This window comes from Paenibacillus sp. YAE3 (assembly GCF_057546105.1).
Genome location: NZ_BAAIYF010000005.1, coordinates 49,134 through 72,937 on the forward strand (window position 1 = coordinate 49,134; position 23,804 = coordinate 72,937).

22 protein-coding genes are annotated in these 23,804 nt (G+C 54.4%); 6 read left to right on the top strand and 16 right to left on the bottom strand.

Annotated elements, in window-relative coordinates:
• Window positions 1-26: 26 nt before the first annotated feature.
• Window positions 27-1,217, bottom strand: coding sequence for a phosphoenolpyruvate hydrolase family protein (locus AC27KL_RS11220; protein ID WP_487169716.1), 1,191 nt, complete (start codon window positions 1,215-1,217; stop codon window positions 27-29).
• A gap of 86 nt (window positions 1,218-1,303) precedes the next feature.
• Complete coding sequence (gene dapA / locus AC27KL_RS11225; RefSeq protein ID WP_487169717.1) at window positions 1,304-2,188, bottom strand: 4-hydroxy-tetrahydrodipicolinate synthase; 885 nt, start codon at window positions 2,186-2,188, stop codon at window positions 1,304-1,306.
• Window positions 2,189-2,297: 109 nt separating this feature from the next.
• On the opposite strand from dapA, the gene AC27KL_RS11230 reads away from it, so the two are divergent.
• Entirely contained in the window at window positions 2,298-3,176 is an 879-nt protein-coding gene (locus tag AC27KL_RS11230; protein WP_487169718.1) for a LysR family transcriptional regulator, read from the top strand.
• Between the two features lie 53 nt (window positions 3,177-3,229).
• Here the strand turns inward: AC27KL_RS11230 and AC27KL_RS11235 are convergent, their stop codons facing one another.
• The 3 genes from AC27KL_RS11235 to AC27KL_RS11245 form a co-directional block, all read right to left on the bottom strand.
• Entirely contained in the window at window positions 3,230-4,408 is a 1,179-nt protein-coding gene (locus AC27KL_RS11235; RefSeq protein ID WP_487169719.1) for an MFS transporter, read from the bottom strand.
• 234 nt (window positions 4,409-4,642) lie between these two features.
• Window positions 4,643-5,230 (bottom strand): TetR/AcrR family transcriptional regulator, encoded by a 588-nt coding sequence (locus AC27KL_RS11240; RefSeq protein WP_487169720.1) that lies wholly within the window; start codon window positions 5,228-5,230, stop codon window positions 4,643-4,645.
• A 161-nt stretch (window positions 5,231-5,391) separates the two neighbouring features.
• On the bottom strand, window positions 5,392-6,150 hold the full coding sequence (locus AC27KL_RS11245) for an SDR family NAD(P)-dependent oxidoreductase (protein ID WP_487169721.1): 759 nt from the start codon (window positions 6,148-6,150) through the stop codon (window positions 5,392-5,394).
• 232 nt (window positions 6,151-6,382) lie between these two features.
• Between AC27KL_RS11245 and AC27KL_RS11250 the strand changes: the two genes are divergently transcribed.
• Complete coding sequence (locus AC27KL_RS11250) at window positions 6,383-7,045, top strand: TetR/AcrR family transcriptional regulator (protein ID WP_246536610.1); 663 nt, start codon at window positions 6,383-6,385, stop codon at window positions 7,043-7,045.
• Window positions 7,046-7,202: 157 nt separating this feature from the next.
• Here the strand turns inward: AC27KL_RS11250 and AC27KL_RS11255 are convergent, their stop codons facing one another.
• Entirely contained in the window at window positions 7,203-7,418 is a 216-nt protein-coding gene (locus tag AC27KL_RS11255; RefSeq protein WP_487169722.1) for a hypothetical protein, read from the bottom strand.
• Between the two features lie 233 nt (window positions 7,419-7,651).
• On the opposite strand from AC27KL_RS11255, the gene AC27KL_RS11260 reads away from it, so the two are divergent.
• A complete protein-coding gene (locus AC27KL_RS11260; RefSeq protein WP_487169723.1) occupies window positions 7,652-8,047 on the top strand; it encodes a VOC family protein in 396 nt (131 codons plus the stop codon).
• A 323-nt stretch (window positions 8,048-8,370) separates the two neighbouring features.
• Here AC27KL_RS11260 and AC27KL_RS11265 read toward each other — a convergent pair whose 3' ends face one another.
• Window positions 8,371-9,729 carry an amino acid permease gene (locus tag AC27KL_RS11265; RefSeq protein ID WP_487169724.1) on the bottom strand — a complete coding sequence of 453 codons (1,359 nt, stop codon included), beginning with the start codon at window positions 9,727-9,729 and terminating at the stop codon, window positions 8,371-8,373.
• 222 nt (window positions 9,730-9,951) lie between these two features.
• On the opposite strand from AC27KL_RS11265, the gene AC27KL_RS11270 reads away from it, so the two are divergent.
• Window positions 9,952-11,073 carry a VanZ family protein gene (locus AC27KL_RS11270; protein WP_487169725.1) on the top strand — a complete coding sequence of 374 codons (1,122 nt, stop codon included), beginning with the start codon at window positions 9,952-9,954 and terminating at the stop codon, window positions 11,071-11,073.
• Window positions 11,074-11,091: 18 nt separating this feature from the next.
• Here AC27KL_RS11270 and AC27KL_RS11275 read toward each other — a convergent pair whose 3' ends face one another.
• The 9 genes from AC27KL_RS11275 to AC27KL_RS11315 form a co-directional block, all read right to left on the bottom strand.
• Entirely contained in the window at window positions 11,092-12,309 is a 1,218-nt protein-coding gene (locus tag AC27KL_RS11275; protein WP_487169726.1) for an ABC transporter permease, read from the bottom strand.
• Window positions 12,306-12,998, bottom strand: a complete 693-nt coding sequence (locus AC27KL_RS11280; protein WP_487169727.1) for an ABC transporter ATP-binding protein — start codon at window positions 12,996-12,998, stop codon at window positions 12,306-12,308. The genes AC27KL_RS11275 and AC27KL_RS11280 overlap by 4 nt, the downstream gene beginning before the upstream one ends.
• Window positions 12,995-14,551 carry an efflux RND transporter periplasmic adaptor subunit gene (locus tag AC27KL_RS11285; protein ID WP_487169728.1) on the bottom strand — a complete coding sequence of 519 codons (1,557 nt, stop codon included), beginning with the start codon at window positions 14,549-14,551 and terminating at the stop codon, window positions 12,995-12,997. The genes AC27KL_RS11280 and AC27KL_RS11285 overlap by 4 nt, the downstream gene beginning before the upstream one ends.
• 220 nt (window positions 14,552-14,771) lie before the next feature.
• Window positions 14,772-15,140, bottom strand: coding sequence for a Rieske (2Fe-2S) protein (locus AC27KL_RS11290; RefSeq protein ID WP_212947710.1), 369 nt, complete (start codon window positions 15,138-15,140; stop codon window positions 14,772-14,774).
• On the bottom strand, window positions 15,137-16,231 hold the full coding sequence (locus AC27KL_RS11295; RefSeq protein WP_487169729.1) for an amidohydrolase family protein: 1,095 nt from the start codon (window positions 16,229-16,231) through the stop codon (window positions 15,137-15,139). The genes AC27KL_RS11290 and AC27KL_RS11295 overlap by 4 nt, the downstream gene beginning before the upstream one ends.
• 32 nt (window positions 16,232-16,263) lie before the next feature.
• Complete coding sequence (locus AC27KL_RS11300; protein WP_487169730.1) at window positions 16,264-17,826, bottom strand: extracellular solute-binding protein; 1,563 nt, start codon at window positions 17,824-17,826, stop codon at window positions 16,264-16,266.
• Between the two features lie 61 nt (window positions 17,827-17,887).
• On the bottom strand, window positions 17,888-18,748 hold the full coding sequence (locus AC27KL_RS11305) for a carbohydrate ABC transporter permease (protein WP_487169731.1): 861 nt from the start codon (window positions 18,746-18,748) through the stop codon (window positions 17,888-17,890).
• 14 nt (window positions 18,749-18,762) lie between these two features.
• Complete coding sequence (locus tag AC27KL_RS11310; RefSeq protein WP_487169934.1) at window positions 18,763-19,656, bottom strand: ABC transporter permease; 894 nt, start codon at window positions 19,654-19,656, stop codon at window positions 18,763-18,765.
• Between the two features lie 270 nt (window positions 19,657-19,926).
• The gene (locus AC27KL_RS11315; protein WP_487169732.1) at window positions 19,927-22,239 is read right to left on the bottom strand and encodes a helix-turn-helix domain-containing protein; all 2,313 of its coding nucleotides are present in this window, start codon (window positions 22,237-22,239) and stop codon (window positions 19,927-19,929) included.
• Window positions 22,240-22,487: 248 nt separating this feature from the next.
• Here AC27KL_RS11315 and AC27KL_RS11320 point away from each other — a divergent pair, with 248 nt between their 5' ends.
• A complete protein-coding gene (locus AC27KL_RS11320) occupies window positions 22,488-23,555 on the top strand; it encodes a YeeE/YedE thiosulfate transporter family protein (protein WP_487169733.1) in 1,068 nt (355 codons plus the stop codon).
• Between the two features lie 14 nt (window positions 23,556-23,569).
• Complete coding sequence (locus tag AC27KL_RS11325; protein WP_036714716.1) at window positions 23,570-23,797, top strand: sulfurtransferase TusA family protein; 228 nt, start codon at window positions 23,570-23,572, stop codon at window positions 23,795-23,797.
• Window positions 23,798-23,804 lie beyond the last annotated feature (7 nt).

Here is a 23,804-nt window from a genome sequence, read left to right on the forward strand (position 1 = left end):
ATGTACGATCTTTATGTATATTTGTCTTATGTTTGTCGGCGGTAGGCTTGAGGAGTCATGCCCGTATATTTTTTGAACGTTTTGCTGAAATGGACGTAGTCCGGATATCCTACCGTTTCGGCGATCCGCGAAAGCGGCAGCCTGGTATGCTTGATCACTTCCTGCGCCTTATGGATGCGGTATTTCGCGATGTATTCCGGAAAGCTGCAGCCGACATCCTTATTGAACAAAGCGCTCAAATGGGTCCGCGATACGTGAATCCGTTCCGCCAGCTCGGTGAGCGAAATATTGTTCATGTAATGCTCCGCGACGTATTCTTTGACAAAAGCGACATAGTCGTACGGTTCGCCCGCATGCGACAGCCTGTCCATCAGCTGCTTGTCCTGCTCCAGCTGCCCGGTCAGCTTAAAGCGGTGCGTCGTTTCCACGATCGCTTCTTCCGTCGGAATCCGCTCGAAGCTGGACCCGCCGACATACCCCATCGCCGACGTATTGTCGTACATATATTGAACATCGATGGGAGCATGAACGGGACCGCCGTAGACGAGCTTGACCGGCCGCTTTCCCGAAGCGTCGCAAACGGCGAAAATTTGCCGGGCGAGCTCGGCCCCCTTTTCCAGGGACAGCACTCTTTTCGTGCCCATCCTCCCGCCTCCGGTGACCCCCAAATGAGCGCAGATGCAATCGGCGCCAGCCTTCAGCATCAGCGATGCCTGCTCCGCGTCAAAAACGAAAGCCATCGTAAAAAGCCGCAGCTCGTGCGCCAACCTGACGGCTTCCACCTCCTGCAGATACGTCATGCCCTCTTCCTCCAGCGCTTCGCGGAACTTCCCGTCGATCAAGCCTACGGTCGGGTAGTTGATGATGCCCGCAAAGCCGCTCTCCTTAATCCGTTTCAAAAAAGCTTCCGTTTCCATCGTCGGGTCCGTCGCGCACAGGCCGAAAATGACCGGCGTTTCTCCCACTACGGATAAAATTTCCCGCGACCCGAATTCCATGACCATGTCGTTGCTGCTCGCAAAAGGCAAAAAGCCGGCGACGGAGCCGAGCCCCATCTGTCTGAAACGCCCCGAATTCAGCGCCAAAATGAGATCCGCTCCGCCTTTGACGGCGTATTTGGCCGAGATGCCTGCCCCTGCCGCCACGCCGATGATATACTCATCCGCCTGGATTTGCTTGTATAACCGCTGCAATATTTCCTCTCTTTGTGCCGCCAATTCCAAATCCCCTTCGTTCGCATCGCCCGCCGGCCTTGTTTTTTTCCTGCGGTGTCTTATCTATATATTATAAGGGAATGTTCGGATTATAGGTAATGCAGCCATGGCTCGAGTTCGTTTTTCAGCTGCTCGGAAATCGGCATCAGCGGCAGCCGGAGGCGATCCGTGGCGATTTGGCCCAAGCTTGCCAACAACCACTTGAGCGGAGCGGGGTTCGGTTCCCGGAAAAGGCCTTGGACCAAAGGGATCAGGGCGTCGAAGGTTTGTTTGGCCGCAAGGATCTCCCCCTTTTGCACCAGGTTATATACATCGATGAAACGCTGCGTGTTTACGTTCGCGGAGGCCAATATTCCCCCGCCTGCCCCGAGTGCCAGTTTGGCGAAATAATGCAGGTCGTCCCCGCAAAGGACCGGGCCGGCGTTATGCCTCGTCAGTTCCCCGATCAGCTCCAGGCTGTCGGAACTGTCCTTGATGCCGATGACCCCGTCCAACTCCATGATGGCTCTGGCCGTATCCATGCTGAGGCGGATCCCCGTACGGGAAGGAATTTCGTAGGCAATGACCGGCACCCCGACCCGGGCCACGGTCCGAAAATGCTCCAGGATCCCTTCCTGCGACGGTTTGCTGTAATAAGGAACGACAACGAGTACCGCATCGGCGCCCATGTTCGCCGCGCTTTCGGTTCGTTCGACGGTCGATGCCGTATCGTTGGTTCCGGTTCCGATGACGACGGGCACCGCCCTTTTTTTATTTTTCAAAAGCGACTGCGTCGCTTCCGCCAGCTGCCGCACCTCTTCCCACCGGACCGTCGGGGCTTCCCCCGTCGTTCCGTTCACGATCAGTCCCGCAAGATCCTGCTCTGCCAGCTGCCCGGCATAGTTTTGGTAAGAAGCCAAATCGAGCTCCCCGCCTTGCGTAAACGGCGTAACGACGGGCACGAAAACGCCCCGCAAATCTTCTCTTTTCAACATCAGAATGACCTCCTATCGGTTTGTCATCCAATTTACCATAGGAATTACCATCGGTGTTATCTATAATAATCGATGAGTATTATCAATATTATTGATGGAGTTGAAATGGATGGATCTCACTTACCTGAACACGTTTCGCGAGGTCGCCCTCCGCCAAAGCTTTACCCGGGCGGCCGAGGAACTTGGATACGCGCAGTCCAGCGTCACGACGCAAATTCAAAAACTGGAGAAAGCCTACGGCGTCCAGCTTTTCGAGCGCTTCGGCAAAGGGTTGCGCCTCACTTCCGCGGGGGAAGAACTGCTGCGGTTCACGGTCCAAATGCTGGATCTCCACCAACAATCCAAAGAAAGGCTGGGCAATCAAAGCGGGGGCACCCTCTCCATCGGCACCATCGATTCGCTGGCCGCCTATTTCCTCCCCCCTTTCCTGCAGGAAATCCGGGTGCGCTACGAAGGGCTGTCCGTCCGGCTGCAGACCGGCCGCGAGACGCATATTCTCAAGCAAGTCAAAGAAGGCGAACTGGATCTCGGCCTGATCCTGGACGGCGAGCCTTCCGATCCGTCATTGGCATGGCAAACGATCCGCGACGAACCCCTCGTGCTGCTGGCAAGCCCGGGGCATCCCCTTTGTAGGATGAAGCAAATCGAGTTGGAGCATGTGGCGGGCGCCGAGTGGATCATGCCTGAGGAGAGCTGCAATTACCGGATCATGCTCGAAAACATTTTAAAGAAAAACGGCATCCCCTATGCGATCGGCCTTGAACTCGGCAATCCCGAGGCCATCAAACGGTGCGTGATGAGCGGCTCAGGCATATCGCTCCTGCCGAGGATGGCTGCCGCAGCCGAAATCGGCCGCGGGGAACTGGTCAGCCTCCCGTTTGCGCATCCCGATCTCCGGTTAACTTTGCTGCTGGCCTTGCATCCCAAAAAGTGGATTTCGAGCCCGCTTCGCGGTTTCATCGAACGGATCGGGAATGCGGTTAATTAAAAACAGGCCGGGGCTTTCATGCCCGGCCTGCCGATTTTGATTCCATGGATGCCTTATGCGCAGGTTTGCCCGCTTTTTTGCATCCGGGTGTTCGGTTCGCGTTCCTTCAAGAGATACGGCACAAGGGACAAGAGCCCGAGAATCCCCAATACGACCCCTACCCAGAGCGGAGAAGACAGGCCGAAACCTTGGTCAATGGCGAGCCCGCCGAACGTCGATCCGACCACGATGCCGAAGTTGACGATGGAAACGTGGACCGTGCTCACCAGGGAGCCGCTGTTGGACGTCCGCGATACCCGCGTCACCATGGCAGGGTTCATGGGCACTCCGGCAAGGCCAATGACGATCACGGCTGTCATCGCGACGGCCGGATTGCCCGCAAACAAGCCGAAGATGATCAGCGCCGCGGCAAGGACCGTAAGTCCGATCGTCAGGATCGGCATCATGAAGCGGTCAGCAAGCCGCCCCGTGATCAGGTTGCCGACCACCGTCGCCACGCCATAAATGCCGAGAAGAAGCGGAACGAGCTTCGCATCGAAACCGGTCACGTCGGTCAGGATCGGCGAAAAATAACTGAAAGCGGCAAAAGTGGCGCCGATAATCAGCATGCTCGTCAAATAAGCGGCCCACAGGTGCCGGTTTTTAAAGGCGGCCATTTCGCCGCGGAGGCTCACTGACCCGACCGCAGGCGATGCCGGAATGAGACGCTGCGCCATGATTCCGGACAGCAATACGAGTATGGCGACCGCCCAAAAGCTGGAGCGCCAGCCGAAATATTGATCGAACAGCATTGCGATCGGCAGGCCCACGGCCGTGGCGACCATCAAGCCGCCGAGCACGATCGAAGCCGCGCGGCCGCTGGATTCCGGCCGGACAAGCGTCAAAGCAATTTCGATGGCAACCCCGAAGCAGGCCGAAGAGGCAATGCCCGTGATGATCCTTGCCGCCATCATCAGCTCATAGTTCGGAGCCAATGCGCCCAAGGTCTGGCCGGCAAGAAAAATGAACGCCAGGCTCATGAATGCGGTTTTTCGCGGAAGCTTGAGAAGCCCGATCGTCAGCAGCGGTCCCCCGACGATCATCCCGGCGGCATAAGCGGAAATCAGATAACCGATCGCCGCGATCGATACCCCGAAATCCGAAGCAAGCGAGGGCATAATCCCCGCGACCATAAATTCGGACGTCGTCATGGAAAAAATCATCAGTCCCAGTACGTAAATAGCCAATGGCATAAACATCACTCCCGGATTTTCAATATTGTAATGAACAGTACAAAACTAAGGCTAAAAAAGCGTCCCTTCGTTCAAAAGGGATGTTCTGCAAAATCAGAAGACAATTTTGTACATATCAGTACAAAATTAATCAAAAAAAGGTTCCTCGGGCAGCAGCCTATCCGCCTCTTGCCCGCTCCATCGCAGCCGCGGCCGGCGTTCGCGCTTCCCAAACCCGGAAAGCGCATGCCGTGCCTAAACTAGCGACGATAACGTTCCTTCAATGATGCGTTCCGCCAAGCTTCGGTTCAACGTCGCGGGATAAATGACGCCAAGACCGTATAGGCTGCTGAGAAACATGTCAGCCAGTTCCGAAGCTTTACGGTTCTGCGTAATTTCCCCCGCCTCCTGACCTTGGATGATCGCTTTTTCGATCGCGTTCTCCAGCAGGTCGACGTGTTTTTTGAAAATGCGTTCGACGGCCGGATCGGTTTTGGCCCGCTCCGCAGCGGCATTAATCAAAAGGCATCCCCTGTTGTTGGCCCTGGAATCGCCCCGAATTTGCCACTCCAATAATGCCCTCAAGCGATCTTTTACCGGAACCTCCCTCTCCAGAATTTCCATCTGCTCCTGGATTCCCAGCTCATGATATCTCCGAAGGGCCTGTTCATACAGCTCGTGTTTGCTGCCGAATGCATTGTACAGGCTTCCCCGGCCGAGGCCGGTTTTATTGCACAGCGCTTCGGTCGAGCATGCTTCATAGCCGTTGTCCCAGAACACTTCCATCGCGGCGTCGATCACGGCGTTATCCTTAAACTCGCGCGGTCTTCCGCTTTTGCTCATCTGGCCTAAACTCCTTTCGGAAAATATTGGTGGTATTAGCATACTTATTTTGTACTGATCTGTCAAATATTATTGGGGTGTCCCTCCGGTTTGATTCCCCCACCAAACGCAAAACAGGCCCGTGCGAAACATCCTCGCACAGGCCCTCAAAACGGTTGTTATTACAGCGTCAATCCGCCATCGACCGGAACGATCGAGCCGGTCATGTAGCTGTTTTTCGGCGAAGCGAGGAACGTAACTACTTCCGCCAGCTCCTCCGGATTGGCGTAACGTCCGATTCGCATGTTCGGCAGTTCCTCAGGAACGTATCCGGATTCCTGCATCATGGACGGAACGGCTTGGGTCAAGGACGTATCCACGCCGCCGGGGCAGATCGCGTTTACGCGGATTCCTTTTTTCACGTATTCAAGCGCCGCGGATTTCGTAAGCGCAACGACGGCATGCTTGCTTGCCGAATACACCGCAAGGCTGTGCTCGCTCCGCAGTCCCGCGGTCGAAGCGGTGTTGATGATGACGCCGTGTCCCTGCTTTTCCATCACTTTCAGCATATATTTCATGCCGAGGAAAACCCCTTTGACATTGACGGAGAAAATCCGGTCAAACTCGGAGTCCTCGATATCCGCAAACAAGGAGAATTTTTGCAGGACGCCGGCATTGTTAAAAAAGACGTCGACGCGTCCGTAGGTTTCCACGGCTTTGTTCACATAGTTTTGGACGTCCTCGCTGTTTGCGACGTTAGCCTGCACGAAGATGCCTTCTCCGCCTTGCTCTTTCACGAGCTTCAACGTTTCTTCGCCCGTTTCCCGGTTAAAGTCGACAAGCACGACCTTGGCGCCGCCTGCGGCGAATTTCAAACTTGTCGCGCGGCCTATTCCGCTTCCCGCACCGGTAATGACAACAACTTGATGGTTTTCAGACATAAGGATCGACTCCTTTAGGATTTAGAATATAGAATAAAATCAAGTGATGATAGTTAAAGTATCTATGTGATAGTGTAACTATCATTACACCGATCATTATACGCCTGTCGCAGGCGAATGACAACCGTTTCATCCTGCAGGCGGCGCGGACTTTTCCCGCTTGATCCGGTTGACAGCCCTCCGGCCATTTGTTATGATCACGAAACAAAAAAACGAACCGTTTGGAAGGAACGTGGACAATTTGAATTCAAAAACCAGATGGGACCGGGAACGTACGGAAGCCAAGCAGCAGCGGGTAGCGCTCATGCTGGAAGCAGCCCAAAAGGTGTTCAACCGGAAAGGCCTCGACAAAGCGACGATGCAGGATGTCGCAACGGAAGCCCATATGGGGGTCGCGACGGTGTTCCGTCACTTTCCGAAAAAAGACAAACTGATCGTCGCCGTTGCAATCAAAATCATCGAATCGCAGACCGAAACGTTCGAGGAAATCCTCCGTCGGCCCGGCACTTGCTATGAGCGCCTGGAGCAAATGCTCGACGTATTCATCGGGTTTATCGGCGAAGAACATAGCGAAAACACCAAATTGATTGAAGCGTTCGAAAGCTACGCCGCCCAATCCCGCGAGCCGCTCGAGGATTTACCTGCGTACCACGCCGCCGTCGGCCGCATTCAAACGTCGTTGTCCCAAATTCTAAAAGACGGCATCAACGACGGTTCCCTCCGGGCCGACGTGCCTTTGGAGGAGACGATTGCGACCGTTACGAACGCGTTTGGCCAGTTTGCCAAAAAATTGTCGCTGCAGAGCAGCATTCCGATGCTCGAATCGAATATCGAACCGGTAAAGCAGCTCGAAATCCTGAAAGCCATGATTCTCGATTATTTAAAAGCGACTTAAACGCAACGCGTTGCGATAAAATAAAAAAGAGCTTCAGACGAGGTCTGAAGCTCTTTTTTGCCGTTTTCCCCCGTTGACCGGGCCGAAAAACATCAAACGCACGGAACGATTCGAGTGTACGCCCCTTTTCATGCGTTGTCATGCTTTTGCTTTCGGTTCATGATTTGCGGATCTCAAAAAATTGGCATTCCCCGCGGGAATGGTATGTCACGTCGCTGACATCCGACTGGGTAATGACGGTGCTTTCGGTAAATCGGATGATATACGTCAAGGAGTCGATCAAATGGTCGTCGCGGAATACGCGGATCGGCAGCCTCTTTTCTTCGGCCTCCCGAAAATCCGCTTCCGTCAACAGCTCGCGGACTGTCGCCATAACACGGCAGCCTCCTTTTTTTATGTTTTGGATCAAGGCATCCGGGTTTCAGTGGGTTATCGATCCTGCAGGGGCTGCTGTTCTATCGCGTGAATTCCCGCTTTAGAGGCTGCTTGTCCCTCCGGGGTCCAATCCGGTAGAATGTAGCCTAAAAAAATATCAGTCCAGCTTGCCCGGCAATGCCAGGATCGTCCCGTAAGTGATTGTAACATACTTTAAAGGAGCGAAAAACGATGGAACCGAAAGTAACGCCGTTTTTAATGTTTGAAGGGCAGGCCAAAGAGGCGATGAATTTTTACGTTTCGGTATTCAGCCCGGCCGAAATCCTGCGCGTGACGCGTTACGGGCCCAACGAATCGGGGACGGAAGGGTCGGTCATGCAGGCGGCCTTTTCCGTTAAAGGACAAACCATCCTGTGCATCGACAGCAGCGTCCACCACGCCTTTACGTTTACGCCCGCGATTTCGCTGTTCGTCGACTGCGAGTCCGAAGAGGAAATCGACGAAACCTTCGCCAAGCTATCCGAGGGCGGTGCCGTCCTGATGCCGCTTGCGGCCTATCCGTTTGCCCAAAAATTCGCTTGGGTTCAGGACCGTTTCGGGGTTTCTTGGCAATTGAGCTTAAATTAAGGGGACCTCGTACGCGGAAGCTTGCAGCCCGGAAAAAGAAACGGTTGACCGTTCATCAACGGCCAACCGTTTTTTGCAATCCCAGCATGGAATCGCTTTCAGATTACCGGGTTCAAACCGGCCATGAGCAAAGTCGGGCCCGTTTATTGGATTACATATCTAACTTTAATCTCACATGAAAATTACAGATATAATCATTTTTTTAGTATTTTTGATTTCCAGCCTGATCGCCAAGATGGATCACATCACATTCAAACGAAAAAAAGACCGGCCGTTTCCTCTCCAAGGAACGGTCGGTCTTGCTTTGTGTTGTCCGGGTTGTCCTAACTCGCCTTCCCTTCTGGCCGTTTTCCGCGAAACTTGGCAAAGGACCAAACGATCAGCAGCAGCAGAACGGCAAGACAAATCCCGATGCTTAAACGGTTTTGCCGGTCCACCACAAAAAATACGGCGATGACCGCCAAACATAACGCGGCGATTCCGGTAACATACGGGTATCCCCACACCTTAAACGACGGTTTCACCGGATACCTTTTGCGCAGCTTCATTTGCGACAGCGCAATGCAAATCCATACCAGCAATACGACGAATCCCGGCACGGCCATGAGCACCCTGAACAGCTGATCCTGCGCGAAAAAGCCAAGCATGGCGCCCGCAAGCAGGATGACCGCGCATAACAGCAGCGTGTTGACCGGACTTCCCTTGCGGTTCGTTTTGGACAACGCCTTCGGCGCCTCCCCGGCCGCAGCCATCGAATACAGCATCCGCGACGCGCCGTAAATGCCGGAGTTCGCAGCCGACAGCACCGCCGTGACCAGAATGAAATTCATTATGTGAGCCGCGCCCGCAAGCCCCGTCGCCGACAGCACCTGCACGAACGGGCTGCTTTCCTGCCCGACCTCGTTCCACGGAATCATGCCGCAAATGACGAGGATCGGCAGCGTAAAAAACAAAATGATCCTTAAAATGAAATTGCCGACGACCTTGGGCAAAATGCGCTCGGCGTTTTCCGTCTCGGTGAGCGTCAAGCCGATCAGCTCAGAACCGCCGTAGGAGAACATGACGACCAGCATCGCCGAGAAAACGGACGTCCAGCCCCCGGGGAAAAAGCCGCCGGCACCGGCAAAATTGCTCAAATACGGCGTGTTGCCGCTTGGAATGATCCCGAAAATGAGGCAAGTGCCCAGCACGATAAATACGATGATCATGGCGATTTTGATGCCCGCCAGCCAAAATTCGAATTCCCCGAGCGTCCCTACGCTCAGCATATTGATCAGGATGATCAATGCCGCGGAAGCCAGGCTCAGCACCCATAACGGCACCCCCGGCAGCCAATACTGCAAGAAACTGCCCGCGGCAATGATTTCGATAACGCAAACCGAAAGCCACATAAAGCAGTACATCCATCCCAAAATGAAGGACACCTTTTCGCCGAATGCTTCCCTCACGAAATCCTTCATATTCCTGCCCTTGTATACCGTGGCCATTTCGGCCATCGCCGCCATCACAACCAGCAGCAGCAGCCCGGCAAACACGTACGTGACGATGACGCCCGGTCCCGCCAGCCCGATCGTTTCCGCGCTGCCTTTAAAAATGCCTGTTCCGATGACGCCGCCCATAGCCATAAAACTGATATGTCTAGGCTTTAGTTTTTTCTGCAACGATCCTTCAGGTTGTCCCATCCATATCCTCCTGATGCACTCATACATGAATGACGATGAATTTAATTAAACGTATAGTCCAGTATAAACGATTTTGCGTTTTTGTGAATAATAATTAAAGCATTTAAAGATGGCTGCAGGAAAATTTAAACTTAATTTAATCGAGAAGAAGGCCCGATTATGTTATGATCATTACCGGCTGTCTTTCCACGGCGGCCTTGATTAAACATTGGCGGTGATCGTGTGCTTCAATCCTATCTGTTTCCCATTTCTTACGCCTTTATGTCTTTTCCGTTTGCGGCGTTGTTGTTCACGCTTCCGTTCCTGATCGTGCAATACCGCAAATACGGTTATATCAATAAAGTACGGGCGTTTGTATTGTACCTGTTTTTGCTTTACTTAATGAATGCGTTGTTTCTTGTGATCCTTCCGCTGCCGTTGTCGCGGCATAACCCCGCGCTGGCATCGGGAGCCATGCAGCTAGTGCCGCTGAACTTCATTTTCGATATTCTAAAAGAGACGTCGGTCATCGGATCGGCTCCCTCCACTTACTGGCATTTGCTGAAGGAACGGGCGTTCCTGCAGGTCGTCTTCAACATCATTCTGACGGTGCCATTCGGGATGGTGCTCCGTTATTACTTCCGTACGGGCTGGATCCGGTCCATCCTGTTTTCGTTCCTGCTCTCCCTCTTTTTCGAGGTGACCCAGCTGACGGGTATATACGGAATATATGACCATGCATACCGCGTATTCGACGTCGATGATCTCATCATGAACACCCTTGGCGGCATTTGCGGGTATGTGGCGGCCGAATGGTTGTCCGGGCTCCTGCCAAGGATCGAAAAACTCGATGAAAACGTGGATTTATCCGCCAAAAGAGTCACATACACCCGCCGTGCCGTCGCGTTTTTGATCGATTCGGTCATCTGGCCGATATTGATGGCGATCTGTTTCGTTCTTCATGTCAAGGCGGCGTTTTGGGTGGCCACGGGGATTTATTTCATTCTGGTTCCATGGCTGACGCATGGCGTGACTCCGGGAAAATGGCTGGTCCGCATCAAGCTGACGAACATGGGAGAACCCATTACGCTCGCGGCGCTCCTCAAACGTTACGGTCTGCTTTACTGGGTATTTTTCGGGCTTAACCGCCTGCTGGCGGGTTCGCTCGACAATGTGCCGGACGTCGGCCGGCTCATCCTCGGCATGGTCGTCTTCGTCATGGACGCCTGGTTTTTTATCCACGTCCTCATCCGCCTGTTTCGAAAAGATCCCCAACTTTTTTACGAGAAACTCAGCAAGACGAAACATGTCATCCTGTGGAACAAACCTGCGGTAACGGTCAAAGAAGAAAAAGAGCCCGATTAACGGGCTCTTTTTCCGTATTCATTCGTATCTCAGCGCTTCGATCGGGTCCAGCTTGGCCGCTTTTCTTGCCGGGAACACCCCGAAGACCATGCCGATGCAGCCCGAAAAAATGACCGCCAGCAGCACGGAGTTAAGCGATACCGCGGTTTGGATGCTCATGAAATGGCCGACCAGCTTGGAACCGCCGAAGCCGAGCAAAACGCCGGCGATGCCGCCGAGAACGGCAAGCGTGACGGATTCGACGAGAAACTGGGACAAAATCGTGCCTTCCCGCGCCCCGATGGCTTTGCGGGTTCCGATCTCCCGGGTACGCTCCGTAACGGACACCAGCATGATGTTCATGATGCCGATCCCGCCGACAAGCAGCGAGATGGCCGCGATGCCGCCCAGAAACAGCGTCAGCGTCTTCGTCACGCTTTCGGCCGAGGACAAGACGTCTTCCTGGCTCTGAACCTTAAAGTCATCTTCCGCGCTTCCCAGCTTATGGCTCTGGCGCATCGTGTATTCGATCAGCGCGATCGTGCTTTGCATCGCATCCGGAGATTTGGCTTCCACCAAAATTTGACGAAGGCCGTTTCTGGAACTGCCGGACATGAAGCGGGACTGCACGGTCGAAATCGGCGCGATGGCCGTATCGTCCTGGTCTAAGGAGCCGGACGAACCTTTCGTTTTCAGCACGCCGATGACGCGAAACGGGACGTTGTTGATGTTGACGATGCTGCCGATCGCGTCAAAACCCGCCTTTCCGAACAGGTTTTCGGCCATCGTGGCCCCCAAAACGACCACCTTGGCTTTATCCGTGACTTCGTCCTCCGTAAAAAAGCGGCCGATATCCGTTTCCCAGGATTTGATGTCCGCGTAGCTCGGGGTCGTTCCGATCACGCTGGTTGACGTAACATTTTTTCCGTTTTTGAACTGAGCGCTTGCCTGCGTGACGGGCGCTACGTATTGGACCGTATCGATTCGGGAGAGCGGGTCGGCGTCCGTCAGCTTCAGCATACCGCTCCCCGATCCCCCGCTGCCGGATGATCCGGCCGAGGAGGCGGTTATCGTGATCAGGTTGGAGCCCAAGCTTTGGATTTGGCTTGCCACCTGTGCGTTGGTTCCCTGCCCGATCGAAATCATGGCGATGACGGTCGCAACCCCGATCATCATGCCGAGCACCGTCAAAAAGGAACGGAGCAGGTTGCTTTGCAAACTTCGAAAAGAAAGCTTGAACAATTCTCCCATTTTCATCCGGACACACGCTCCACGTTCAGCCGGTCGGATTCGATTCGCCCGTCCCGGAACCAGATGATTCGTTTCGTATGCGCCGCGATTTCCGGCTCGTGCGTCACGAGGACGATCGTGTTGCCGCTGTCGTTCAACCGCTTGAATATGTCCATGATTTCCTCGGAGGATGCCGTATCCAGGTTGCCCGTCGGTTCGTCGGCCAAAATAATGGCAGGTTCGTTCGAGAGCGCCCGGGCGATGGCAACCCGCTGCTGCTGCCCGCCGGACAGCTCGTTCGGCTTATGGCGCATCCGATCCTTCAGGCCCACCAGCTCCAGACAATATTCCGCCCGTTCGCGCCGCTCCTTTTTGTTTTTCCCGGCGTACAACAGCGGCAGTTCCACGTTTTCGACCGCCGAGGTCCGCTTGAGGAGGTTGAAATTTTGAAAAACGAAGCCGATTTTTTGATTACGGATCGCCGCCAGCTGCTTGGCCGAAGCCGAACCGATATCGACGCCGTCCAACGTATACGTGCCGGAGCCTGGTTTATCCAAACAGCCGATGACATTCATCATCGTGGATTTCCCGGACCCCGACGGGCCCATGATGGACACGAATTCGCGCGGCTCGATTTGCAGCGACACGCCTTTTAACGCATGGACCTTCATCTCGCCGGCGGCGTAGATTTTATCGACATGCTCAAACTTGATCATTGGCCGCCACCTCCGCCGGAACCGGCTGGACGCGAGCCGCCGCTCCGGCCCGACTGCTGGAACTGCTGCCTTCCTCCGCCCGTTTCGCCGCCGAACCCGCCAAAACCGCCGAATCTGCCTTGCATCATTAAAGCGTTGGATTTGGCAGAGGAAGACGTCGTCATCGTGATCGTTACCTTGTCGCCTTCCGAGAGGCCGGAGACGACCTCCGAGCTTGCGCCGTCGTCCAGCCCAGTCGTGATTTCCTTTTGCTCCGTTTTGCCGCCCGTTTCAACCATGACGATTTTTTTGCCGCCGAACGACTTGATCGCCGCATCCGGAACGGTCAGCACGTCCTTTTTCCCGTCGGTAACGATCGCCACCGTAGCGCTGAGACCGGGAATAAGCTTATCGGCGTTGTCCTGGCCCGGTGTGATTTCGACGGTTACCGGGAACGTGACCAGCCCGCTGCTTTGGACTTCGCCTAGAACGGCCTTGTTCGTGACCTTCCCTTTTAACGCCACGCCCGTCAACGCGTCGAACGTAATTCGCACCTCTTGCCCGACTTTGACGTCGGTAATGTCGGTATCGTCGATGGAGGCGGAAATTTTGTAATTGCCTTCGGTCGAAAACATCGAAATCGCCGTAGCCGTAGCCGCATCCCCGGAAGGATACTCGCCCGCTTTGATATTGACCGCGGACACGACACCGTTAAACGGAGCGAAAATTTTGGCCCCCGTCAGATTCGCCTTGGCGTCGTTTACGTTCGCCTCCGCCTGCGCCACGCTCGCTTTTGCCATGGCCAGCTCGCTTTCCTCCGGCCCTTTTTGCAGTTTGTTCAACTGCTGCACAGCCTGATCGTAGGCCCGTTTTGCGCTTTCGACTTTGCTCTCCGCCGTTTTGACCGACGACTGGGAAGCATCCGCTCCGCTTTGCCGGGAAGCTGCCTGCTTGTACGCGTTTTGGGCGTTTTCCAGCGCCACTTGGGCGAACAGGACCTGCGACTGATCCGGTCCCTGTTTCGCCAGATCCAGCTTTGCCTGGGCGATCTCCACCGTCTTTTTTGCCTTGTCCAGCTGCTGCCGGATATACGTCGGATCGGCCTGCTTTTTGGCCTCCGCCAGTTCGCTTTGCGCATTTTCCAAATCCGCCTTGGCTTTGGAAACCTCGTATTTCTGGTTCGCAATCGTATCCGCGTCCGTTCCTTCCTGCAGGCTTTTCAGCTTGGCGGCCGCGCTTTCGTAATTCGCCTGCGCGGACAGCAGCGCGTTTTGCAGCGCCGTGGCATCCATCTCGGCAAGCAGCTGGCCCTTGGACACCTTATCGCCGGGGCTCACGTGCACTTTGGTCACTTTGGATTTTCCGCTGAAGGCCAGATTGACCGAATCCGAGGCTTCCACATTGCCCGAAGAGGTCACCGTCTTGGAAAGATCCCCTTTCTTGACTTCGTATGTAATCGTCGCCGTTTCCGTCCTCGGCGTGGCCGCGCTTTTCTGAACAACATAAGTCCCTCCCGCTCCGATCACGACGACGCAGCCGCAGATGATCAATACGTTCCTAGCCACCTTGTTCATGCCTTCTCTTCTCCCTTCCCTTGAATGAACATGATGGTAGCACCGCCAGCTTAAAGAAAACTTAACTGCGTCTGCGATCGCACCGATGTGTCCCGGCTAGAAACCAAAAAACGGCTTCAGGTGCATCCCCTCAGCCGTTTTTGCCTGCATCATAACTTCGTCTGCATCGTCCCCTTTATCAGAACCTTTAAGGGCTGATGGAGCCGGCGCAGCCGCGAACCTAGCTTTTTTTTCGGTCGCCCAACACAATATACACCCCGGAATCGTCGGTTTCCACCGGATAACCCCGCAGTTTGGCATCGCTGCCGGCCGCCAGGTGGCGGCCGCTTTTCAGGTCGAACTCCCAGCCGTGCCACGGGCAGCGAAGCACTTGTTCCTCCATCCCGTAACGGTAATCGTATACGCCCGAAGGGAGACGGGTTCCCCGAATCGGACCCGCGCAGACCGGCGCCGCCGCATGCGGACAAACGTTAAGCCACGCATAGTAGCCGTCTCCGATCCGAAACAAGCCGATTTCCATCCCCTTCACGTTCACGATCAGCTTGCCCCCGCTAGGGAGCGCATCCGGCTCCGCGACTTTCACTCTCATGCGCGATCCGCCCCCTTATGCTCCGCCGGGATCGGAAAGCCGTACAGCTCCGCGGCGTTATATCCGAGAATACGCTCTTTCAGCTTCTGGGGAAGGCCCCGGAACACGACCTTCGGATTGTCGAAGTCCCAATGCGGGTAATCGGACGAAAACATGGCGATCTGTTCGGCATGCATCATCTGGAAGATTTGCAGCAGATGCTCCGGCATCCGCGGTTCCTCGATCGGCTGCGTCGTGAGCCGCACATGCTCCACGATATACTCCGAGGGGAGCCGTTTGAGCCACGGCGCGGTATCGCGCAGCGCTTTGTAGTTTTTGTCCATGCGCCACATCAAATGGGGCAGCCAGCCTATGCCGCCTTCGATCGCTACGAATTTGAGCTTCGGATATTTTTCGAACACCCCTTCGCATACGAGGCTGTTGATATGGGTCATGAAATTCGCCGGCAAAATATTATGCCATTCCATATACCGGGTCGGGTATCCAGCAGGCGTCGGCGGGCCGGCGATCCCCTTCCCTTCGGTCCCCGGATGAATCGCGACCGGCAGGCCATTCCGTTCCGCCGCTTCGTAGATTGGATGGTAGAAGCGGTTGCCGTACGGCATGCGCGCCCCGCTTCCCATCACGATCTGCACCATGCCCGGATGCGCCCCCATTCTGTCGATCTCTTTGGCCGCTTCGGCCGGATCGGAGTGGTTGATCTGAATCGAACCTTTGAATTTCGGACTGACGCCGAGCCAACGGTCCGCGAGCCAATCGTTGAAGGCGGCGGCCACGGCATTCGCAAAGTCCGGATCGGCGTGAAGGGAGAGGCCTTGCTCTCCCCCGCCGGTCAGTATCGCATAGTCGATGCCGAACGGTTCCATGTAATGCTGCAGAACAAAATGAGGATCGCTCCCGGGAAGCCCACCGTCGCCCGGCCGGGCGTCTTGGCGCAGCACGCCTACGGGCGAATAATACTGGCCATGCACGCCGATCCCGCTTTCCAGCCATTGCTGATGCCATGCTTTCGGCAAATAGGGCAGCAGGTCCTCGGGCCTCCCGATCGCATTGTGGACGTCGGCATCGACGATAAACGGTGCGGATCGCATTTCATGCCCTCCTTTGATTTGCATCGTGCCGCTTATTTCGAGCCGTACGTGCGCTTATACGCGGTGTTGTACATGTCCAGCAGCTCATCCGCACCAAGCTTCTTCAATTGCTCCAAAAACTGCTGGTAGTTTGCGTCCGTAATCGGCGTCTTGCCCGTGACGAATTCCGTAATTTTCTGCTCCAAAAACTTGGTAAGCGGGGTCAGCTTCGCTTTTTCCAGATCAAGCTCTTCGGTCGTTTTCACGATCGCTTTCGGCGCGGGGATAATGAACTTTTCATAGCTTTTGTTGATTTCTTTGCTCTTGTCGTCGAGGCCTCTCTCCCACGTTTCGCGCGCCAGCGCGTTGTTCAGCGAAATGTTGTCGTACCAGACGCCAAAATCGCGGCGCAGCGGCACGTAAGGGCTGGCTCCGAACTCTTTCATGTAGACGGGTTTTCCGTTCTCAAGCGTATACGATTTGCCTTCGATGCCAAGCGATAAATATTTCGTCCCTTCTTCGCTCACCAGATAATCAAGGAATTTGACGGCTCTTTCCTTATCCTTGACTTTCGCCGAAATGGCCCGCCCCGATGATCCGACCACCGGACGGGAAAACTGGTAGCTCTGAACGCCGTCCGCGGCAAACTCGGGCAGCGCATCCAGATTGTAGTCCGGGATGCCGGACTGCTTCGCTTTTTCAATCATCGGGTTCACTTCGGCCTTCCAATAATACGTTACGGACGACTTGCCTTTTAATAACCGCTCTTCCCACTGCTCCGGCGTCAACAAATAAAACTCGGGGTCGAGCAGCTGCTCCGCGTACAACTTATTCATGAAAATAAGCGCATCTTTATACTTGCTGTTATACGGCGCAAACTCGTATTGTTCACCCGTCGGGCTTTGATTGAAAAACCCTGAAATTCCCGTGAATATTTTGCCGAATACGGTATACATGCCGGTATCGCCCGTGACCGGGGCATTGAAGCTGAGCGGGAAACTGTCCGGCTCTTTGGCCTTCAAATCTTTCAGGAAACGGTAGAACTCATCGAGATTGGTTGGGGCTGTCAATTGGTATTTATCCATCAAATCTTTGCGTGCCATCCAAATATAGTTGAAGCCTTTCCCCGCCGGGTCGCCTTCGAGCACGGGAACGTCGTAGAGGCCGCCGTCCGCGCCGGTCGCCACGGCTTTGGCTTCGGGATACGTTTCGTAGAACTTTTTGAGATTGGGCGCGATATCCAAATAGTCCTTCAAATTCAGAAATACTTTTTCCGGCCCGTTCTCCCTGGCCTCCTGATTCGTCGGCTGACTGAAATCGGTGACCGAGTTCGTGGCGATCATAATCTGCCGCTTCTCCGTCAACCCTTCCTGGCTGACGACCTGCCAATCCACCTTGACCCCTGTTTTTGCTTCGATCTCTTTGAAAATCTCCCAATCATCCCTTACCTTTCCTTCCGGACGGTCGTAGACGAGCCAGGAGAACTTCGCCGGCTTTTGCGAGCCCGCTTCCCCTCCGGTTGCCCCTTCCTGCGTGCCGCCCTTTCCGCTGCAGCCCGCGGTCAAACCGCCCAGGATCGCGGCAGCAAGCATGACAGCCATCATTTTTTTGCTCATACGTTTGCCCCCTCCTTATATTGACTTCGGATATAGGAATAGTTTCCGGCGGTATCCATGGCTACCCTTTGATTCCGCCGATCATGGCGCCCTGCACGAAATATTTTTGGACGAACGGATATACGCATAAAATCGGCACCGTTGCGATCATGATCATGGCGTATTTTAGCGTTTCTATGTAGTCCGTGTTGCCTTCGCCCTGGACGTTGGAGCCGGCGATAATAATGTTGCGCAGCATGATCTGCAAAGGGTACATGCTCCGATCGTTCAAATAGAGCAGCGCATCGAAAAACGAGTTCCATTGATTGACGGCGGTAAACAAGCCGATGGAGACCAGCACCGGCAGAGAAAGCGGCAGGACGATCCGCAGGAATACCTGCATCGTGCCGCAGCCGTCCATCGTGGCGGCATCCTCAAGCTCTTCCGGCAATGCCTCGAAAAAGGTGCGCATGATAAACAAATACCAGGTGCTGACTAGCGTCGGCAGGACGATCGCCCACATCGTATCGAGCAGCCCGAGTTTCTGCACGACCAGGAAGGTCGGGATCATCCCTCCTCCGAACATGAGCGTAAAGGCGGCCAAAAGCAGGATCAGCCGTCGGCCGGGGAGCCATCTTTTGGCCAGCGGGTAAGCCATGGCGGATGTGACGGCAAGCGACAAGAAGGTTTGAACAGCGGTATAACGAATCGTGTTCCAATAGCTGATCCACAGGTCCGGATTGCCGACGAGCCGTTCGTAGGCGGCCAAGGTGACCGCCTTCGGCCAGAGGACAACCTGCCCGCTCATCACCATGGCGTTGTCGCTGATGGAAGCTGAGAATACATAGACGAGCGGATACACCATGACAATAACGAGGACGATCATAAGGAAGATATTGACGGCGTCAAACAGCCGCGAGCCGAAGCTTTCCTTGATTTTCATTTCCCGGCCCCCTTTCACCAGAGACTTGTGTCCGAAAATTTCTTGACGACGCGGTTCGCGGCCACGACCAGCACGAATCCGATCACCGATTGGAACAATCCGACCGCCGTAGCGAAGCTGAAGTCGGCGGATAGGATGCCGCGCCGATAAATGAACGTATTCAGGACGTCCGCGGTTTCGTAAGTCATCGGATTGTACAACAGGATGATTTTTTGAAAGCCGATTTCCATGAAATGGCCGAGCGTCAGGACGAACAGAATGATCATCACCGGAATCATGCCGACTAACGTCACATGGCGCATTTGTTGAAACCGGTTGGCCCCGTCGATTTTGGCAGCCTCGTACAAGGTCGGATCGACGCCTGCGATCGCCGCCAGGTACAGAATCGTGCCCCAGCCGACCGTCTGCCATATTTCCGAGCCCACGTAGATCGTGCGGAACCATTCCGGCTGGCCGAGGAACAGGATTCGTTCGAATCCGAGCCAGCTGAGCAAATGATTGACGATGCCGGTTTGCTGCGATAAAAAGGTGACCATAATGCCGGCGATCACGACGGTCGATAAAAAATGCGGCAAGTAGCTGACGCTCTGCACGAACCTTTTAAACATGCGGCTTCGAATTTCGTGAAACAGCAAGGCCAGGATGATCGGCGCCGGAAAACGAAACAGCAGGTCGTACACATTCAGCATGACCGTGTTTCGGATCAGCTTCCAGGCATCCGGCGTGTTCACGAAAAAATCGGTAAAATGCTGGAGGCCGACAAACTTGCTGCCCAAGATGCCGCGGCCGATCGAAAAATTCTGAAACGCGATGATCAGCCCGTACATCGGCACGTATTTGAAAAGGATGTAATACAGGATGCCGGGCAGCATCAACAAATACAATGTTTTGTGCTTCTTCAGGATCATTCCGAGAGAAGCCCTCTTCCTCCGATGCCCCCGGGCAGGCGCTCGGACGTTCGCCGCATCGCTTCGATCCAATGACAACGCTTTCACCCCCTTTGGCAGGCGTTTGCACACCAACCTTTGCTGAATGTTTGCCCTGACTATACGTCTTGGGCATGCCGCGGGTAAAGCGCCGTGTTTTTACGGATGTCTCCGTTTTTGCATCCCGCGGTACGGTTGAATTTCCGTTACCGGCCGACGAAAAAAATGAGTCTTCCCAAAAAAAGATCCCTCTCAAGATTGATGCATGGTACGGTATTTAGCCGGGGTAATGCCTTCGTATCTTCGAAAATTGCGGATGAACGAATTCCTTCCCCAATAGCCGATCCGTTCCGCGATCTCGTCGATTTTCAAATCCGTTTCGAGCAAAAATTGCTTCGCTTTCGATATCCGGTATTTGGCGATGTATTCCACGTACTTTTCGCCGACCTCTTCCTTGAACATGCGGCTGAAATGGCCGGCGGACATGTTCATTTGCTCCGCGAAATATTCTATGGAGAGCTCTTCGTTATAATGGTCCTGAATATAGGCCAAAATGTCGGCAAACTGCCGTTTGCGATCCGACGGTTCGATCGTCCGGAACAGCACGCCATGGATGTCCCGGAACGTCTGCTTCAGCTCATCCCAGGTCACGCAGCGGTTGATGGCGGCAAAAAACTCGGAATAGACCGAAATATCAAAATCGTTCCGCTCGCTCTCGACGGCGCGGGTCCACGTATTCAGCACATCGACGGCCAAGTTTTTGACCTGTCGGGCGTTGGCATGGCTTCTCATTCCGTCGTCCAGCAGGTCGAACGCCGATTGAAGCAGGCTTTTGCTGTCGCCGGCTTTATACATATTGAGGATGCGGTTCACTTCGAGCGCAGACAAGAAGCTGTCGCCTGACAATCGTCCCTTCCACGCCCTTTGCTCGCTGCAAATTTCGGCGCCGGAATGCAGACTTTTATACTTGAGCATCGAATGGGCATGTTTGTAAGACTGATGGAGGGCGGCCATGGAATGGACCGTTTTCCCGATGCCGATGGAAGCTTTGTAATACGGCTGCTGCAGAAGCTGCTTGATGGCATCCGCCGTTTCCGCGGGGTCGTCAAGCCCGTTCTCGTCATGGTGCAGCACGCACGCCAGTTGATCGGAACGCGTCTGGCAAACCCAGATCATGGCGGGGGACAGTTTACGGATGTTCTCCTTCAGTTCGGCCAGCATGAACGATTTGGACGTCTCGGACAATTGGTCCGCAAACGACGCGTAGAATTGGATTTCAATGCAAAGCACGGTGGCCGTCGCAACCGGATTGCAATGGAAGGATATTTCTTTCGCGTAATATCCGACCGACAAGCTGTCGCGGTATTCGCCGAACAATACCCTGACGATAAATTGCTCCTGGACGATCGGGTACATGCCGTTTACCGTCTGTGCCAGCTCCTTGTTCTTTGAGATCAGCAAACGGGAAAACCGTTTGATCATGTCGAACTCGTTGCCGCCGTGCAAATCGGGTGCATCGTCCAGCTGCTGCGATTCAAGCCCCGTTTTGATTTCGCGGATCGGGTTGTACAGCCTCCGGCTCAACACATACGAGACCAGGCCGCCGACGACGATAAACATGCCGAGCAGCGCGAGCGTCATCATGCGGATCGTGCGGGCCGGCTTCAATAAGGTTGGCAGGTCGATCATGCTTACGTAATACCACCCGTCATTGAACCGGGATTTTACATATGAAAGCGCTTTCTGTCCATCGTTCAAAAATAATTCCTGCTCCGGCATCGTGCCGATCATCGCCGCAAACGCATCGCGTTGCAGCTCGGAGAAGCCGCTTGCGATCAGGGCGGAACCTTCCGAGTTGACGAGCGCCGTATCCATCACCCACTTCTCGGGCATGCCCAATCGTTCACGAAGCTTATCCAGATCCAAATTCACGACCAAGTAGACGTCGAGACGGCCGCTGTTGAACGGATAGCTCATCAACACGGCGATGTTCTCATGGGCCTGGACGATGTCCCGCGTGTACGGCGGCCGTTCATATACGGTATGCGGTTTGGTAAAAACCATCGGCTTTTTGCCGGTAAAATTGCCGAAGTAGGAAGGCATATCCGCTTCTTTTACCGGATACCTTTCCCGGAAATACTCGTCCTTGCCATTGTACGTTTTGCCGTCGATGACAAGGTCTTCGTCCGCAAAATACAGGAACGATTGATACACCAGAGGTTCCGAATCCAGTGTAACCATTTGCTGCATGAGCGTGTGGATCGATTCATAACGCTGCGTCAGTTCGGCGGGATCGCCGGACGTTCGCGGAACGCTTTTGAAGCTTGCCGTCGACAGCATGTTCACCATATCGCTTTCGAGCGAGGCGAAGGTGTCGTCGATTTGCTCCGAAAAATGCCGCATGACGGTATTGTTCAATGTCTCCGCATCACGCTCGATCAACCGGACGACGAAGAAATGGGTCAATACGCTGGCTACGATGACCGGAATGAGAATCAGCGCGAAATAGTTGGCAAAAAAACGACAGAACAGCACCGTGCGATACGTTTGCCAGACACGTTTCACCTGGATGACCTCCTAATAAAAAATATCACGGAACAAACTGGGCAATGAAATATTATTTCACCCTATTCTAAACTATTTTGCTGCGTTTGTATTTAAACTTCTATGTTTTCGGCGGAACACCAACCCCAGATTTTGGCATTGACATCTCTTCTTGATCTGCTAAAATCGGTAATGCCGATAATTCAAAGCGTCTTACTTGTATTTACACAAAAAAACAGCATGATTTTTTTATTAGGAGGGGATCTCATATGATGTTAACGGGCTTGTTATGCGGAGCCTTGCTGGGATTTGTGATGCAGCGCGGCCGCTTCTGCCTGACGGGCGGTTTCCGGGACATGTACTTAACCAAAGATAACCGCATGTTCTACGCCCTGCTGATCGCCATTTCGATTCAAAGCATCGGCGTCTTTGCCCTCATTCAGGCGGGGCTGATCGAATTCAGCGCAGGCGCATTTCCATGGGTTGCCACGATCCTCGGCTCTTTTATATTCGGGATCGGCATTATCCTTGCCGGCGGCTGTGCGACAGGAACATGGTACCGCGCCGGCGAAGGTCTGATCGGCAGCTGGATCGCCCTTTTTGGATATATGGCCATGAGTGCGACCATGAAGACTGGTGCGCTGGCCCCGGTTAACAACGGAATCAAGAAATTGGACGCGCCGGTCAATTCGATTCCGGAAACGTTCGGGCTTTCCGTATGGCCATTCATTGCTATTCTTGCAGTCCTTACGGCATTTTTGGCCATCCGCCAGCTGCGCAAACCGAAGGTGGCCATTCCGGCCATGAAAGCAAAACGTTCCGGTCTGAACCACCTGTTGTTCGAAAAGCGGTGGCATCCGTTTTTCACGGCCGTCTTGGTCGGGTTGATCGCGCTTCTGGCTTGGCCGCTCAGCGAAGCGACGGGCCGGATGTCCGGACTGGGCATTACCACGCCTTCCGCGAATCTTTTGCAGTATCTCGTTACGGGGGACAGCGATAAATTCGTGAACTGGGGCATGTTTCTCGTGCTCGGCATTTTCGTGGGATCTTTTATCGCAGCGAAAGGCAGCCGCGAATTCCGTTTCAGAGCTCCGGACGCCAAAACAGCAGTCTCCAGCTTCATCGGCGGCATTCTCATGGGCTTTGGCGCCAGCTGGGCCGGCGGCTGCTCGATCGGCAACGGGCTGGTGATGACGGCGATGATGACCTGGCAGGGTTGGGTTTCCCTTGCCTTTATGATTCTGGGTACCTGGACGGCGTCATACTTCGTCTATGTCCGTCCGCGTGCCAAAACCAAAGCGAATCCGAGTGCGGCGCTGCGCACATCAACGACATAAGGGAGGATCAGATCATGAAACAACAAAAGCTGGAAGTCCTCGGGATGGTATGCCCGTTCCCGTTAATTGAAGCCAAGCAGGCCATCGAAGCGCTGGACAGCGGCGATGAGCTGGTGATCGATTTTGACTGCACCCAGGCGACGGAAGCCATTCCGCGCTGGGCTGCCGAAGCCGGCCACTCCGTCACGAACTTCGAACAAATCGATGATGCGTCCTGGACGATTACCGTTCAGAAGAAATAAACGCATT

Bases quoted from the DNA above. Each gene is read 5' to 3' on its own strand.
- dapA (WP_487169717.1), bottom strand. From the start codon at position 2,188: ATGTTGAAAAGAGAAGATTTGCGGGGCGTTTTCGTGCCCGTCGTTACG.
- AC27KL_RS11230 (WP_487169718.1), top strand. From the start codon at position 2,298: ATGGATCTCACTTACCTGAACACGTTTCGCGAGGTCGCCCTCCGCCAA.
- AC27KL_RS11235 (WP_487169719.1), bottom strand. From the start codon at position 4,408: ATGCCATTGGCTATTTACGTACTGGGACTGATGATTTTTTCCATGACG.
- AC27KL_RS11240 (WP_487169720.1), bottom strand. From the start codon at position 5,230: ATGAGCAAAAGCGGAAGACCGCGCGAGTTTAAGGATAACGCCGTGATC.
- AC27KL_RS11245 (WP_487169721.1), bottom strand. From the start codon at position 6,150: ATGTCTGAAAACCATCAAGTTGTTGTCATTACCGGTGCGGGAAGCGGA.
- AC27KL_RS11255 (WP_487169722.1), bottom strand. From the start codon at position 7,418: ATGGCGACAGTCCGCGAGCTGTTGACGGAAGCGGATTTTCGGGAGGCC.
- AC27KL_RS11260 (WP_487169723.1), top strand. From the start codon at position 7,652: ATGGAACCGAAAGTAACGCCGTTTTTAATGTTTGAAGGGCAGGCCAAA.
- AC27KL_RS11265 (WP_487169724.1), bottom strand. From the start codon at position 9,729: ATGGGACAACCTGAAGGATCGTTGCAGAAAAAACTAAAGCCTAGACAT.
- AC27KL_RS11275 (WP_487169726.1), bottom strand. From the start codon at position 12,309: ATGAAAATGGGAGAATTGTTCAAGCTTTCTTTTCGAAGTTTGCAAAGC.
- AC27KL_RS11280 (WP_487169727.1), bottom strand. From the start codon at position 12,998: ATGATCAAGTTTGAGCATGTCGATAAAATCTACGCCGCCGGCGAGATG.
- AC27KL_RS11285 (WP_487169728.1), bottom strand. From the start codon at position 14,551: ATGAACAAGGTGGCTAGGAACGTATTGATCATCTGCGGCTGCGTCGTC.
- AC27KL_RS11290 (WP_212947710.1), bottom strand. From the start codon at position 15,140: ATGAGAGTGAAAGTCGCGGAGCCGGATGCGCTCCCTAGCGGGGGCAAG.
- AC27KL_RS11295 (WP_487169729.1), bottom strand. From the start codon at position 16,231: ATGCGATCCGCACCGTTTATCGTCGATGCCGACGTCCACAATGCGATC.
- AC27KL_RS11300 (WP_487169730.1), bottom strand. From the start codon at position 17,826: ATGAGCAAAAAAATGATGGCTGTCATGCTTGCTGCCGCGATCCTGGGC.
- AC27KL_RS11305 (WP_487169731.1), bottom strand. From the start codon at position 18,748: ATGAAAATCAAGGAAAGCTTCGGCTCGCGGCTGTTTGACGCCGTCAAT.
- AC27KL_RS11310 (WP_487169934.1), bottom strand. From the start codon at position 19,656: ATGATCCTGAAGAAGCACAAAACATTGTATTTGTTGATGCTGCCCGGC.
- AC27KL_RS11320 (WP_487169733.1), top strand. From the start codon at position 22,488: ATGATGTTAACGGGCTTGTTATGCGGAGCCTTGCTGGGATTTGTGATG.
- AC27KL_RS11325 (WP_036714716.1), top strand. From the start codon at position 23,570: ATGAAACAACAAAAGCTGGAAGTCCTCGGGATGGTATGCCCGTTCCCG.